At 36.3% G+C, this 15416-nt stretch carries 13 protein-coding genes; all 13 read right to left on the minus strand.

The window, feature by feature from the left end:
- Positions 1–238: 238 nt before the first annotated feature.
- The 13 genes from ACFXN8_RS17165 to pgsA all read right to left on the minus strand — a co-directional run bounded on the left by ACFXN8_RS17165 (position 239) and on the right by pgsA (position 15401).
- Positions 239–1036, minus strand: coding sequence for a TIGR00282 family metallophosphoesterase (locus tag ACFXN8_RS17165; protein ID WP_376069349.1), 798 nt, complete (start codon positions 1034–1036; stop codon positions 239–241).
- A 176-nt stretch (positions 1037–1212) separates the two neighbouring features.
- Positions 1213–2232, minus strand: a complete 1020-nt coding sequence (locus ACFXN8_RS17170; protein ID WP_386846766.1) for a glycosyltransferase family 2 protein — start codon at positions 2230–2232, stop codon at positions 1213–1215.
- A gap of 18 nt (positions 2233–2250) precedes the next feature.
- On the minus strand, positions 2251–3789 hold the full coding sequence (locus ACFXN8_RS17175) for a lipopolysaccharide biosynthesis protein (RefSeq protein WP_386846768.1): 1539 nt from the start codon (positions 3787–3789) through the stop codon (positions 2251–2253).
- A gap of 228 nt (positions 3790–4017) precedes the next feature.
- A complete protein-coding gene (locus tag ACFXN8_RS17180; protein WP_376069340.1) occupies positions 4018–4938 on the minus strand; it encodes a glycosyltransferase family protein in 921 nt (306 codons plus the stop codon).
- 121 nt (positions 4939–5059) lie between these two features.
- Complete coding sequence (locus ACFXN8_RS17185; protein WP_386846771.1) at positions 5060–5974, minus strand: glycosyltransferase family 2 protein; 915 nt, start codon at positions 5972–5974, stop codon at positions 5060–5062.
- A gap of 35 nt (positions 5975–6009) precedes the next feature.
- Positions 6010–7101: an EpsG family protein gene (locus ACFXN8_RS17190; RefSeq protein WP_376069335.1), complete on the minus strand. Its 1092-nt coding sequence runs from the start codon at positions 7099–7101 to the stop codon at positions 6010–6012.
- A 133-nt stretch (positions 7102–7234) separates the two neighbouring features.
- Positions 7235–7918 (minus strand): CpsD/CapB family tyrosine-protein kinase, encoded by a 684-nt coding sequence (locus ACFXN8_RS17195; protein ID WP_376069332.1) that lies wholly within the window; start codon positions 7916–7918, stop codon positions 7235–7237.
- Positions 7918–8631, minus strand: a complete 714-nt coding sequence (locus ACFXN8_RS17200) for a YveK family protein (protein WP_376069329.1) — start codon at positions 8629–8631, stop codon at positions 7918–7920. The genes ACFXN8_RS17195 and ACFXN8_RS17200 overlap by 1 nt, the downstream gene beginning before the upstream one ends.
- A gap of 289 nt (positions 8632–8920) precedes the next feature.
- Positions 8921–9718 carry a tyrosine-protein phosphatase gene (locus tag ACFXN8_RS17205; RefSeq protein ID WP_376069326.1) on the minus strand — a complete coding sequence of 266 codons (798 nt, stop codon included), beginning with the start codon at positions 9716–9718 and terminating at the stop codon, positions 8921–8923.
- A gap of 106 nt (positions 9719–9824) precedes the next feature.
- The gene (gene rny, locus ACFXN8_RS17210; protein ID WP_376069323.1) at positions 9825–11384 is read right to left on the minus strand and encodes a ribonuclease Y; all 1560 of its coding nucleotides are present in this window, start codon (positions 11382–11384) and stop codon (positions 9825–9827) included.
- A 693-nt stretch (positions 11385–12077) separates the two neighbouring features.
- A complete protein-coding gene (recA, locus tag ACFXN8_RS17215; protein WP_386846775.1) occupies positions 12078–13142 on the minus strand; it encodes a recombinase RecA in 1065 nt (354 codons plus the stop codon).
- 406 nt (positions 13143–13548) lie between these two features.
- Complete coding sequence (locus tag ACFXN8_RS17220) at positions 13549–14805, minus strand: competence/damage-inducible protein A (protein WP_386846777.1); 1257 nt, start codon at positions 14803–14805, stop codon at positions 13549–13551.
- A 17-nt stretch (positions 14806–14822) separates the two neighbouring features.
- The gene (gene pgsA, locus ACFXN8_RS17225) at positions 14823–15401 is read right to left on the minus strand and encodes a CDP-diacylglycerol--glycerol-3-phosphate 3-phosphatidyltransferase (RefSeq protein WP_376069311.1); all 579 of its coding nucleotides are present in this window, start codon (positions 15399–15401) and stop codon (positions 14823–14825) included.
- Positions 15402–15416: the final 15 nt, after the last annotated feature.

The following is a 15416-nucleotide window of genomic DNA, read 5'->3' on the forward strand; positions in this document are numbered from 1 at the left end:
GTTGGCCCGAGACCCTGGAGCGAGCAACGCGAGTGAAGCGGCTCATCGGACGCCCCCAGGAAGCTTTGCTCTGTGCGAAAGCGAAGCGTCAGCAACAAAGCGCCCAGTCGGAGCGGAAATCAACCCCTCGTTTTGCCGAAGAGTCATATTTTATTATGATGCTTTAATTTCATTGAATTAACAAATTTTCAAAACAAAAAACTATTGTGCATTTTTTTATACACAATAGTTTCTCTTCTTATGCTTGGAACGGATAATCTTCGTTTATATAAATTCGCTCGCAATGTCGAGCCTTTCCTGTTTTATCATCAATGTCTACAAAGAAACCACTTAACACATCGCGTCCTTTTTTAGGCACTTCAAAACGAGATGGCATGTTTGTTTGGAATCTATAAATGACACTTTCCTTCGTCATCCCTAAAATTTCATCGTATGGACCTGTCATACCAACGTCCGTAATATAGGCTGTTCCATTTGGATAAATACGTGCATCGGCTGTTTGTACATGTGTATGTGTACCAACGACTGCCGAGGCCTTTCCATCTAAGTGCCACCCAAGGGCAATTTTTTCACTTGTCGCTTCTGCATGAAAATCCACGAATACAAGCGGTGACGTTTTATGTGCTTCTTCGATTAATTTCTCTGCCATCGCAAATGGATCCTCATGAGGAGGTAAAAACACTCGACCGTGTAAATTAATAACGGATAGTGTTACACCGTTTTTTGAAATTTGCACCATACCTTTACCTGGGGCATCACTTGAAAAGTTTGCAGGGCGTATTAAATAATCTGCATCATCTATAAAATCAAAAATATCTTTATTATCCCAAGTGTGATTGCCCATTGTAATAACATCTACACCCATTTGCAATAGGTCATTATAAATATTACGTGTAATTCCACGTCCTGCTGCTGCATTTTCACCGTTGGCAATAATAACGTCTGCGTTATATTTTTTCTTTAAGCGTGGTAAATATTTTTCCACTGCATCGCGACCAATGGAACCGACAATATCCCCTATAAATAGTACTTTCATTTTGCAAAACCACTCTTTCTTTAATTAGCACACTTTAGTTTACCACCTTCTCACAGGGATTCGCAATGAGCAGTAAAAGGTATTTGGCAACCACATCCAGCAATTAGAGTTTACAGCAGCACGTTTCACTATAGGCGGAAAGTACAATCAAGTACATATTTTGGTAATCATTAACTTTAAATCACTTTATTTCTTTTCAAGTTGAAATAAATAAGCACGGTGGAGCAATGCAAAGCTTTCACTCTTAATAAGAAAAGCAATAATTGCTTCTTTTTACTTTTTCCTAGAGGCTTTACCTTTATTACATTTGGATATTTTTGTAGAAAATCCTGTATCTCCATTTTAAGTACACTTGTTATGTGATGATAATTACTTGTAAGGCCATGTTTATTGTGCGTTACATTCATTAAACCTTCTAATTGGTAATTTAAAAAACTATTTTCTACTTGCTTAAATACATTCTCTTTTATTAGTATTTCTTGAAGTCGATTATAGAGTACTTCATATTTCTCCTGTAAATTTTGCACGCCTCCTCTAGTTAAAGAATGTTCATTTGCTATATTATAATAGTAAAGTTGCTGAGGAACATAACAAATATGGCCGTTTTGAACAACTGCTTTTGCAATGAACAACGTGTCCTCTGCAAAATTCATGTCTTCTTCAAATAGTAGCCCATTCTTCTGAATAAACGAGGTTTCATACAATTTACCGCAGGCATAACCAAAATGATTCTCATAAACCTCAGTAAATAACGCGTCAAAAAATGCCAAAGTGTCGTACAATTGATACTTCTGTGATGCATAGTTCAACTTAGATATCTCTTCCTGAGTTACAAAGGAAACATCACATTTTGAAATCGCACAGCCCGTGTCTAAACAAGCCTTGTAAAGCTTTTCTAGCATCGTAGGCTCAATCCAATCATCCGCATCAACAAAAGTTAGATAGTCTCCGGTTGCTTTATCAATCCCTAAATTTCTTGCGCAGCTTACCCCTCTGTTTGGCGTATTAAAAATAATAATTCGTTCATCTAACGCTCTATATTTATTTAAAATGGATAGGGTCTGATCCTGACTTCCATCATTTATCGCGATAATTTCGATTTCTCGGAGCTTCTGCTGACTGAGACTTTCCAAGCACTTTCCAATATATTTTTCTGCATTATATACTGGTAAAATGACACTAACTTTTACACCCACTCCTTTGCCCTCCTCAAACTATTCCTGCTCTATTCTCTTATTCAATATATTGCTATATAATTTTTTGACCATAAGTATACCTATTTTCCTTTGATTACCACTTAGACCAAACTGCACAATACTTATTCCTAAAAAAAGCCCATATAACAAAATAAAGCCTACTAATGAAACCCACGATATTTTTGGATTAAAAATATTTACGATTAATTTCATAGTAGCTGTTGCTAAAGAAACCCCAACTAATAACCTAATAATTCTTGCCCAAAATCCTTTAATATCTAGCTGCAATTTTTTATAATAGTAAACATTCATGATAATAACATTGCCAATTAATAAGGAGAAAGCTGTAATAATCGCAGCTCCCATTAACCCAAAAAACTGAATCGCTGGAATGGAAAGAACTAAATTAACGAGAGCAATACTAATTAAAAGTAATGTCCGAAACTTAAATAAATTTTTCGCCTTTAACACACTTAAACCTAAATTTTGAATAAGGTCGATTGTAAAAGGAAGCATGATAATTAGCACAATTTTATACACATCTAAAAACTCTTGCCCAACCCACATGGCAATAAATTCTCTTCCAAAAAGGAAAAAACCCCCAAGCACATAGCTAATAATCAAAAACTGAATTGAACCTACTTTTATAAACAATTGATTAATTTGGCTCACACTATCTTCTTCTGTGACCAAAATAGACATTCTAGGTAAAAAGAGGTTACTAATCGCTAAAGCAAGGGACATAAATATCATCACAATTTGCATAGCAATTGCATAAACCGCAACATCTGTCGTTCCTTTTATAATTCCTAATAGCATTTGATCCGTTTGCCAGTAAATCTTATCCACAATGACTGTGACAAAAATAAAAAAGGCAAAAACAAAAATTTCCTTCTTTAAAATCCCACTATTTCGTCTAAAGGTAAATGAAATATCAAGGATTTTCATACAAATAAAAGCTTCTATCATTAAAAACAAAACGTTGTAAAAAGCGACAATGCCGATCATTGCCACTGAATCTGCTCCATTTAATAAAAAGAACAACATCGTAAGCGGCTGCAGAATAGCTTGTGAAAGCGAGATGAATTTGATAAAGACAAATTTTTCATATGCTTGTAAAATCGATGTAAAAACACTTAATGGAAACTGCAGTGCCATGCTGATTGTCATGAAAATCAGCATCATTTTTGTCTTATTCAGTTGTTCAATTGTTAAACTACTGCCAAAAATCATATCCATTTGCGTATATAAAATGAACCCAATTCCAAGTGCTATGAAGCCAATGGCAATAAATAATTTCAAAAAGAATCCATTTAATGCGGCTTCCATTACTTTGTCACCAGTTGCACGATTTCTCGAAATATATCGAACAATCGCATTTCCAAAACCCAGATCCAAAATTGAAAAATACCCAACAAGTACCATCATTAATGCATAAAGTCCATATTCCTCTTGACCAAGCATTTGTATCATAATAGGCGTATACACAATAGAGACAAAAAAAGTCAGAAAAATTGATAGATATGAAAGAATAGCTCCGTTCCTTATTTCCTTCATATTTATCAACCTCCAACTTTTCTAATCATATGTCATTTACCTAATGAGTTGGCCTATATATTGAACTAAAGATTCGAGCGAGTAAGCAATATTGTGGACATTCGCGCCTAGCATGCAGCATGAACTAGAAGAATGAGACCGCACACATTTTGTGGGCTCATGCGGAACCTACGTCCAGTGCGAATGTGTACGCAACAGTATGGAGAATTCTTAAGTCAACTTATATATCTAAAAAGCTGTATGCCGCACCACACGATTCAAAAATCCTAAAAGATCGATTTTATGAAAAAGTTGATTCCATTCAAGATCCTGCACATCTGGCGTCTTAAATTGAAAACGGTCTAATTCGTTTGATGTAAAATTATCTAGATTCGCATTTAATTTATAAAAACAACCATCTCTTTGTTTTTCAAATTCACGTAGCCATAGATATTCACTCGTCACAATTTTCAAGCCAAGTGCACAGTATTCTAGTAACTTTGTAGAAGCCTGTACATTGAATGGATATATATCTGGCATATAGTTAAATCCAAATACTGCTTTGGATGCAATACTTGGAATTTCGGCATAAGGTATTACTCCAGTAAAAATGATATTTGCATTATTTTTATATTGTGCATATAAATCATTATCTGGCCTGCCTATTAATAGAATACTTTTATGCTTTAATGTTGAAGTAAAGGGCTGTAGAGCAAATGACAACCCCCTATTCCTCCCCATAGCTCCTACATAAACAAAGTCAAATTCTTTTTTTGAATTTTGTGTAAAAAATTGTTTGGCTATGCCCATATCTCGTATTAATACTGGCATTTTATCTGCTGTGTTCATATCACGTTTCACTTTTTCATTTAAAAATACTTTACCATCTGGCGTCATATTGTACTTTCGTTTCAAATAATTTTTGATTAATGGGAAATTGCCAGTAGATAATGAATTATATTCGTGAATGACTTTGACATTTTTAAAATTTCGCCTTACATCAATTCCAGGGAATTTCCATAGTACATCGAAGTCATTATCATTTATATCTACTAGTTCCTCATTTGTGATGATTTCAGCTACTATTTTTTCTTGGTTATTACAGTAAGCCTCATAGGCATGTATTTCAGGTAAATAGGATTTTTCACTATGCACAAACCCAATTTTCAAAGTATACAACTCCTCTAAATTATTCACAGTACTTCTTTTTGCATTCAACAAAATATACTCTTTAAAAGAAGCTACTATTCCGCAAATGTTTGCATAAATGGAAAACCGAGCCCTTGCCTTACTAAATGAACTTACTGTAAAAATATAACTTTAAGCTCCTTAAACCATTATTTAGTTGGATTGGTTTAATCAAATTTTCGACCTCTTGGCGCACCTGATCATACTTTCTTTTACTGATTATTTTTTTATTCAACCATAAACCATAAATGAGTAATGCAGGTAATCGATACCCATCAATGGCAGACAAAACAGCCTGTTTACGTGAAAGGGGAAGATCTACCTTTTCTAAAAAGACCTTATATTCACTTAACCAATCAATATCTTTATATAATTTATCTATATCAACAGTACTCAACGATTGTTTTACCCCAACACGGTAAAACGTTAGGTAGTCTTTTACACATTGAACTGCTGTATTGAAGGTTAAAACTTGTGCATAAAAGAGCATATCCTCTCCCCAGTCTAGATTTTCATTAAATTGTATATGGTGCTGTAAAATAAAATCCCTTTTAAACATCCAGCTATTCGTATTAGGGGTGCATTTATTATAGAAATACGCTTCTAAAATATCGCCCTTTAGAAACTTCATTGGCCCTTTTTTGTGCTTACCATTGTCATAGACTAAATTTTGCCCACAATAACAAACCTCATTATCCCTAATACTTGCAATCATTTTTTGTAAAAAGTGTGGATGATACAAGTCATCAGCATCTAAAAAACATATATATTTTCCAGTTGCCTGCTCTATGCCCTTATTTCGACTTTTAGAAACACCTTGGTTTGATTGGTGTAGATAACGAATTCGAGAGTCCTGGCGCTGTAGTTGTAGCATGAATTCCTCACCATTATCAGTAGAGCCATCATTAATAAGTAAAATTTCAAAATACGGATACGTTTGCTGTAGCACACTTTGAACAGACTCTATCACATATTTCCCTTTGTTATAGACCGGAATAACTACGGAAACCGTATCCATTAATTCCATCCTTTCATTCCTAATTCAATAAAAATTTATTCACTGAAAATCCAGTTTGTATGGCCCTCTGAGAAGATATTTTTATAAATAAAATTCCCTTCTTCAGCACTATAAATAACTACTTTATACATAACGACGAATAATATTGCATAGAAAAAAAAGTGTGCTATAAATCGCAATCGTGGTTCCTGAATATTTTTTAATAGTACAGCACTACAAATAATATTAAAAATTTGAAAATACATACCCAATCGATTGTACATATATGTAGAAATAGCCAATATTTGAATGATCATTCCGATCATATAAAAATTTATGGCTACATTGTACTTTGAAGGTAAACCTTCTCTAAAAGAGAGGAGTACTACGGATGTCACGACCGATACTAATATGCCAGGACTAAATAAACTACTACTTGTAGCTGTTAAATCTTCATCCCCCATTAAGATGGATTCGTACTTTGCGTTATAAAAGCTTGCATTCAACAATATTTCGAACAATTGCCCTGCAATCCCAGTTGCTACAATTATATATGCTAAGCAAATGGCGCCAATGTAAACACTATTTTTGATTTTTAAATGAGGTAACCAATACAACGGTAGTACTATAAGGATGGAAATATGAAAACCCGCAGCAATTATTAGCCAAAATAGGTATTTCCAAAACTTACGTTCTACAATGAAATAGGAGGCAAATAAAAATACTGCAACTGCTGCACCTTGCCTCATCCCGTTCATAAAGTAAAACATATAGGAGCTGCAAAAAATAACAAAACCTAGTACTAGTTGTTCATTTTTCAAACCCCATTTTCGAATACCTGCTAACACAAAACTATGAGTCCAAACAGCCATAAAAAATGTTACATAGTAAAATTGCCCACCACTAGTTTTTACCCAATAATTTAGCATTGCATAAATCCACTCGATAGATGGCTCGTCATACCATAAGTGAAACCATGTCTCATATGTTGCGTAATCAGTACCGACTTGATAACGGAAACCAACCAGACAAATAGAAAAGACAAATAAAATAATGATGGTGAAACGAATGAAATGTTCATATTTTCCACGTAGAAGCTCACTAGTTATCACAGCATATATTAAGAGGAATATAAGAATATAATACAAAAATAATCACCATCCGCTGCAAATAAAATCTCTATCATATGAGCCCAATAAAAGAATGCCCTTAGCTCCTAAACCTATTAATCGATCGGGTTGAAGAATATCTCATTGATTTAAACATTACTTATCATTTTTATTAATAATAGTATTCGGACTGCATTTCACAATTATTAAGCACAGCCCCTAAAAGCTTTGCCTGCGACGCTTTTAAAATACTGTGAGCCTTTTGGAGCTGCATCTTCTCAACAACACCAGAATTTACAATGAGTAAAGTTCCCTCGCACTTATTGGATAATATTTGTGCGTCTGTTACAGGTAATAGTGGCGGGGCATCAAAGAAAATTAAATCAAAATCTCTACTTACTTCTAGGATTAACGCTTTTAGCTGATTAGACGCCAATAACTCAGAAGGATTTGGTGGGGTTGGACCACTCGTCATTATATTAAGACCATCAATAGGTGTCTCCTGAATAACATCATAAATTGGCGACTGTCTAGTAAGTACGTTCGAAAGTCCGGTTACGTTTTCAGCATGAAACGTATGATGCAAAGTTGGTTTTCTCATATCTGCATCGATAATAAGTACTTTTTTTCCTTCTTGCGCAAATACAATTCCTATATTTGCTACAGTTGTCGATTTGCCTTCTGCTGGAATCGATGAAGTCACTAAAATAGTCTTTAAATCTGTATCCGACATTGAAAATGTAATATTTGTGCGGATTGTTCGAAATTGCTCGGAAATAATAGATTTAGAATCTGAGATTGTGACAAGCTTTCTTGCCATCGTGGAGAGCTTTTTCTTTTTTTTCGTAAAAAACATTAATGGCCCCTCCTTATTTTACGATTTCGAAAAGATAAATCGCCCTCTCTATTTAATGAAAATGAACTGACAATCCCAATAATAGGCACATTCAAAATCGATTCAATATCTTCTTCTGTTTTTACAGTCGAATCTAACAAATCCAATAAAAAAGAAAGCGCGAAACCTATTAATAAACTAATTCCCGCAGCCACTACGATAATGAACAATTTCTTTGGCTTTACCGGCTTCGGATGTTCAGGTAATTTAGCAGTGGATAAAATATTTACATTATCCACTTGCATTAAAACAGGAACCTGCTCGTTAAAGACATTTGCCACCTCATTTGCAATATCGACTGCCTTCTTAGCATCCTTGTCTAAAACCTGAATAGTCACTACTTGTGAATTCCGCTCACTCGAAACAATAATCCTCTTCATTAATTGTTCTGGAGTAGTTGATAATGACTGACGATCAATAACTTTTGTAAGAATGGCTGGGCTAGTAATAATTACGTTATACGTATTTATAAGCTGTAAGTCTGTAGCTACTTGTTGCGCTTTTGATTCCTTTTGATTGATTAAAATTTGTGTCTTTGCTTCGTAAATCGGTGTGATCATAAAACTACTCACTGTTGCGGCAATGCCCGCCCCAAAAATGGCTAGTAAAATAATAAGTAATCCTCTTTTTTTTATTATCTTCCATGAATTTTGCAGTGTTATAACTTCATTCACAACAATATCCCTCCAGCATAGACTTTTCACTTTATTTATTAGTCTATTCACAAATTAAAAAACATATAACTTTAAAAACAAAAAACCGCACTGACGTCCTATTACATCTAGCACAGCTCTACTGAAATGGTCTTATTTTTCAGCCTCTATTTGACCAAATTCTTCTACATTTCGGGTTCGTCACCAAAAGTTGTGATGGCTATTTCATCGTGACCCACTCCATTACGAGAGGACATGTTTGAACAGTCAACCACAAACTAGTATGAGCCATTGATTTGCTATTTCTACACTATCTTTTTAGAGAGAAAATACTTCGTTGTTTTAATTCCACAGGCTCCAGTAAAATTAAAGGTTGATTATTAATGATTCTTTTATTATTTTCCAATAAAATATCAACTGCATCTAATTCTTTTTTCTTTTCTAAATATCGAAGTCCTTTCTCAAAATGAAAGGGTCTTGTAGTCAAATTATGAACATCCGAGCCATATGTATGTACATAATTTGCTCGAACAAGCTCTAATGAAAATTTTTGAATTTTTTTTCCGAAATGTCCACTAAGACTTCCAGCTGTAATTTGAGCAAATGCACCATTACGTATAAGGACCTCTAGCCGACTCGGATTCTTAGCAATAGCACGATTCCGTTCTGGATGGGCAATAATAGGTGTATACCCTGCTATTAATAATTTTGTCATCAAGTCATTTGTATAAATAGGAATTATATTTGACGGTAATTCAATCAGCACATACTTTGAGTTTGCCAACACATGTAGCTGATTATCATTAAGTAGGTTGCCAATATGATTATTTAATCGAACTTCTTGTCCGGTATGTAATGTTAGCGGTATATCGTGGTGTTTGATTAATTCACGTAAGCTGTCTAGTTGTTTTACTACGGTTGCATAGTCTACATGAAACTGCGGTTTAAGGGCATGAGAAGTTGATATTATTTCCGTAATTCCCTCTTTTACAGCACGCTTTAACATTTGTAATGATTCTTCTTCAGTTCTCGGACCATCATCTACTCCATGTAAAATATGTGTATGCATATCAATCATTACGATCACAACTTTCTTTGAAATTATCATTAACCCCTTTCTTTTCTTTATGATAGAAAGCTTTCAATCATGACAATTTCACCTATAAAAAAGGCTTCTCTAGATTTTCATCTAGAGAAGCCTCTAACATTTACCATTATTTTGCGTATTCTACGGCACGTGTTTCACGAATAACCGTTACTTTAATATGGCCTGGATAATCAAGTTCTTCTTCAATTCGCTTACGGATATCTCTCGCTAAGCGATGTGAAGCTAAGTCATCAATTTTTTCAGGTTGTACAATTATACGGATTTCACGACCAGCCTGAATCGCAAAGGATTTTTCTACACCATCATAGCTTTCGGAAATTTCCTCTAACTTTTCAAGTCTACGGATATAGTTTTCAAGCGTCTCGCTTCGAGCACCTGGACGAGCTGCTGATAACGCATCAGCTGCAGCTACTAATACGGCAATAACAGATGTTGCTTCTGTATCACCATGGTGAGAAGCAATACTGTTTATAACGACCGGATGTTCTTTGTATTTTGTTGCTAATTCCACACCGATTTCGACGTGGCTACCTTCAACTTCATGGTCAATTGCCTTACCAATATCATGTAATAAGCCTGCACGGCGAGCTAATGCTACATCTTCACCAAGTTCTGCAGCAAGCAAGCCTGCTAAATATGCGACTTCAATTGAATGTTTTAGGACGTTTTGTCCATAGCTTGTACGATATTTCATGCGGCCTAAAATCTTCATTAAATCTGGATGTAAGTTATGAATGCCTATTTCAAATGTTGTTTGCTCACCTGTTTCGCGGATTTGTTCATCCACCTCACGACGAGCTTTTTCCACCATTTCCTCAATTCGAGCAGGGTGAATGCGGCCATCCTGTACAAGTTTTTCAAGTGCAAGTCGAGCCGTTTCACGACGAATCGGATCAAAGCCTGATAAAATAACTGCCTCTGGAGTATCATCAATAATTAAATCTATACCTGTTAACGTTTCCAAAGTTCGAATATTACGACCTTCACGACCTATAATACGACCTTTCATTTCATCATTTGGCAAGTTCACGACAGATACTGTTGTTTCTGCAACGTGGTCTGCTGCAAAACGCTGCAGTGCCAGTGATAAAATTTCACGTGCTTTTTTATCTGACTCTTCCTTCGCACGTGTCTCAGCTTCCTTCGTCATCACAGCAATATCAGTTGCTAGTTCTTTTTCTACTTCTCCTAAGATAATAGCTTTTGCTTCATCTCTAGTTAAAGCAGAAACTCTTTCTAGCTCTGTTTTTTGCGAGGCAACGAGCTCGTCCACTTTGCTTTCCATCTGTTCAATATGCTGTTGTCTTTCGCTTAGAGCTTGTTCTTTACGCTCTAAACTTGCTTCTCTCTTATTTAGAGCATCATCCTTGCGATCAAGATTCTCTTCTCTTTGCAATAAACGGTTCTCTTGTTTCTGAAGTTCTGAACGACGTTCACGAATGTCATTTTCTGCTTCAGTACGAAATTTGTGAGTTTCATCTTTGGCTTCAAGTAGTGCTTCTTTCTTCAATGCCTCCGCTTCTCGTTTTCCTTCTTCAACGATTGTTTCAGCGACATGTTTAGCACCAGTGATTTTTGAGTCATTCACTTTTTTCATGTAGATATAGCTAACAGCGGCACCAACGATGAGTCCAAGCAAAGCGGAGATGATAGTAATTCCATCCATATGAACACCTCCTCTTGCTATTTGGGTAATACAGTTTCAGTCGGCGCTTACATCCATTTCGCCTTGGCATAATAATTGGTCCCGGATTTTGAATGATGTTCAGGTCTGCACAGGGAGTCGACACAATGTCTGGCTCTCGGTAAAGTCACAGGAAGTGGCGTTTTTACCGTTGCAGATACGTTAGCCGTTTTCGCATGATCCGGAGTTCTAAGGCTAACATCTTATTATTCATTTCTTTCAAAATCCTTGACTGCCAGGGTTCTTCATCTTCATTTAATAGGTCTTCAAAGGCCTTATAAATGAAGTCAGAATGTACTGCCTATTTAAAGTCATAATTCAGAAATTATACATATTTAATTGTATAGCTAGCCTCAAGCTCTGTCAAGGATAGTCGGGCATCTGTTCGCCCTCCTAAGAAAAAAAGTCAGTCATATCCATTAGGAGAATTAATTACCTATTACTTTTTACACTAACGCTTATTTTAACTTTTTACATTTATGCTAGAAGCAGTACTTAGGAATTATTTTTACAAAACTATTGAAGCTTCCCCATTTCTCTTTATGGCCCACAACTTTTGGTGATGAGCTAAGTGAATGAATATCCTAATTAATATTATAAAACCACATTCCCCAGTATGTGTAAATAAAAAAATGCATTGTTCTCACTATAAAGAGTGGGAACAATGCATTTATATTATTTATCTTCAAGAAGAAGCTTTAATTCCTCATCCATATCTTCCTCTTCATCATGCGCAGCAATTGTGTAAGATGAAGATGCAATACCGTAAGAAGCACGGATTTTATTTGCGATGTCGTCAAGTACTGCTGGATTTTCTTTTAAATACTGTTTAGCATTTTCACGACCTTGACCTAGGCGCTCATCACCGTAAGCGTACCAAGAACCACTTTTTTGAACGATGTCTAGTTCAACACCTAAATCGACTGTTTCGCCCTCTTTTGAAATTCCTTCACCGTACATAATATCAACTTCAGCTGTACGGAATGGTGGTGCTACTTTGTTTTTCACAATTTTAATTTTTGTACGGTTACCCATAATGTCATTGCCTTGTTTAATAGCTTCTGCACGACGTACTTCTAAGCGAACGGAGCTATAGAATTTAAGTGCACGTCCACCAGGTGTTGTTTCTGGGTTTCCGAACATAACACCAATTTTTTCACGTATTTGGTTAATGAAAATAGCAATCGTTTTTGATTTATTAATAGCACCTGAAAGCTTACGTAAGGCCTGAGACATTAAACGCGCTTGTAAACCAACATGCGAATCACCCATATCTCCTTCGATTTCCGCTTTCGGAACTAATGCTGCTACTGAGTCAATAACGATGATATCGATAGCACCACTACGTACTAATGCTTCTGCGATTTCAAGCGCCTGTTCTCCTGTATCTGGTTGAGATAATAAAAGCTCATCAATATCGACGCCCAATTTTTGTGCATAGATTGGATCTAACGCATGCTCAGCATCGATAAACGCTGCTTGTCCACCATTTGCCTGCACCTCTGCAATGGCATGAAGAGCAACCGTTGTTTTACCTGATGATTCAGGACCGTATACTTCAATAATACGTCCACGTGGATAACCACCTACACCTAATGCAGCATCAAGTGCTAGCGAACCACTTGAAGATGTAGCGATTTCTAAATCGGTCTTTTCGCCAAGTTTCATGATAGAACCTTTGCCGAAATTCTTTTCAATTTGTTTTAACGCCTGTTCTAAGGCAGCTTTACGATCACTCATTCATTTTCCTCCTTCGAAAACTGTTCACTGTTTTTCTCTATCTCTACTATACTTGTTTTTAAGAGAAGACGCAAGAAAAAAGCGAACATTTATTCGTTTTTCTTCAAAATAAAAATTTGGGTAACTTTCCATTACCCAAATTTCTATTTTTAACTATATTATGGATCATCACCAAAACGTGTGGTTGATTTCCGTTCCGACTGGGCACTTTGTTGCTGTCGCTTCGCTTTCGCACAGTTAAAACATTGTTGCTGTCGCTTCGCTTTCGCACAGTTAAAACATTGTTGCTGTCGCTTCGCTTTCGCACAGCCTCCACTCCAATGAACTTATTTACATAGTAGACGTTTTAACAAAAGTCATCTACAACTTTTGGTGATGAACCTATATTATGCCGAGTCATAATTGATTAACGTTTTTTAAAGCCTCTTTCTTCTAAAAGCTGCATTAAATAATGACAAGTAAATTTCGCCGCGCGAAGTCGATTTGTATTACGCATGCCCGATAAATGAAGTAAATACGTGATCGGTGTCTCAACGCCAATTGCAATACCAATCCAAACCGTCCCCACTGGTTGATGATCATGGGCTGTAGGACCTGCCGCACCTGTTAATCCAATACCAATATCGGTATCAAACTTTTTACGTACAGCACTAGCCATAGCCGCTGCACACTCACTGCTTACAATCCCATGTGTAGTTAATAATTCTTTAGAAATACCGAGCTGCTTTATCTTAGCCTCTTCTGTATACGTAACAACGCCACCAACAAGGGCATCCCCTACACCTGGTATTTCTGCAAGCTCTGACTGAAATAATCCCGCTGTTAAACTTTCTGCCGCAGAAATTGTTAACTTATTATCTAGTAACATTTCTACTGTTTTAGAGGCAAGAGAATCATCATCTATACCATATTGATAGTTCCCAACAACCGCTTGGATCTCTGCTACTTTTGCGGCAATAAGGTGCTGCGCTTCTTGCTCCGTTTCTGCTTTGGCAGTTACACGCAATGTAACCTCACCATCAGAAGCAAGTGGAGCAACAGTTGGGTTTGTTTGCGAATCTAAAATATCTTGGATACGTACCTCAAGCTCCGCCTCTCCAATGCCATAAAAACGCATAACATGCGAAAGTATAACCCCTCCAGCATTTAACATCGCACCAAGTTTTGGTTTTGCTTCATACTGGAACATTGGCTCAAGCTCTTTTGGTGGCCCTGGAAGCAAAATATACGTACGCCCATCCTTTGTTACTATCATGCCAGGTGCCATGCCGTGATGATTTGCAAGCCCCTCACTACCTGCTAATATTAAAGCCTGTTTACGATTATTATCCGTCATTGGACGTCCTCGTTTTGCAAAAAATTGCTCAATATTGGCCAGTGCGATCTCATCAAATTCGAGTGTAACGCCAAGATGACGCGCAATCGTTTCCTTTGTTAAATCATCCTTTGTAGGTCCAAGCCCACCAGAGAAAATGAGTAAATCAGCACGAGCCTCTGCAATGGAAATAGCTTCTTCTAAACGTTGTGCATTATCTCCAACAACAGTGTGATAATACACATTTATCCCTAATTCGGACAACTGACTAGAAATAAATCTTGCATTTGTGTTCGAAATCTGACCAAGCAATAACTCTGAGCCAACTGCAAGAATTTCAGCATTCATGATCCTCAAGACCTCTCTTATTTAGAATCAAGTAAGACACGTCGATTTAGATAGAAATAATCCCATCCAGACCACAGTGTAAAGAACAATGCGATATATAGCATAATTGTATCAAATGGAATACCAATAAGTGTAAAGATTGTATTGTGTAATAGTGCTGCTCCGATGGCCATAATTTGAGCCCACGTTTTAATTTTACCAAGCTGGTTCGCTGCAACAACTTCTCCTTCACCTGCCAATATTAAACGAAGGCCAGTTACTGCAAACTCACGGCTAATAATAATAATAATGATCCATGCAGGCGCCATTGTAAGCTCTACCATTAAAATAAAAGCTGCTGAAACTAGTAATTTGTCAGCAAGTGGGTCTAAAAACTTACCAAATGTTGTCACAAGATTATACTTACGTGCGTAAAAACCATCTACCCAATCAGTCGCTGAAGCAAAAATAAAAATGAGTGCACCTACAAAATGATGAACAGGCATATCCGCACCGAATAGTGACATTGTCCCCCAGCCAAAATCAAACATCATAACAATAACAAAGAACGGAATAAGTAAGATTCGAGAGATGGTAATTTTATTTGGAATGTTCATTTTTCTAACACCTTT

The organism is Lysinibacillus sp. NPDC059133 (assembly GCF_042755925.1).
In the GTDB taxonomy this organism is placed as follows: Bacteria; Bacillota; Bacilli; order Bacillales_A; family Planococcaceae; genus Lysinibacillus.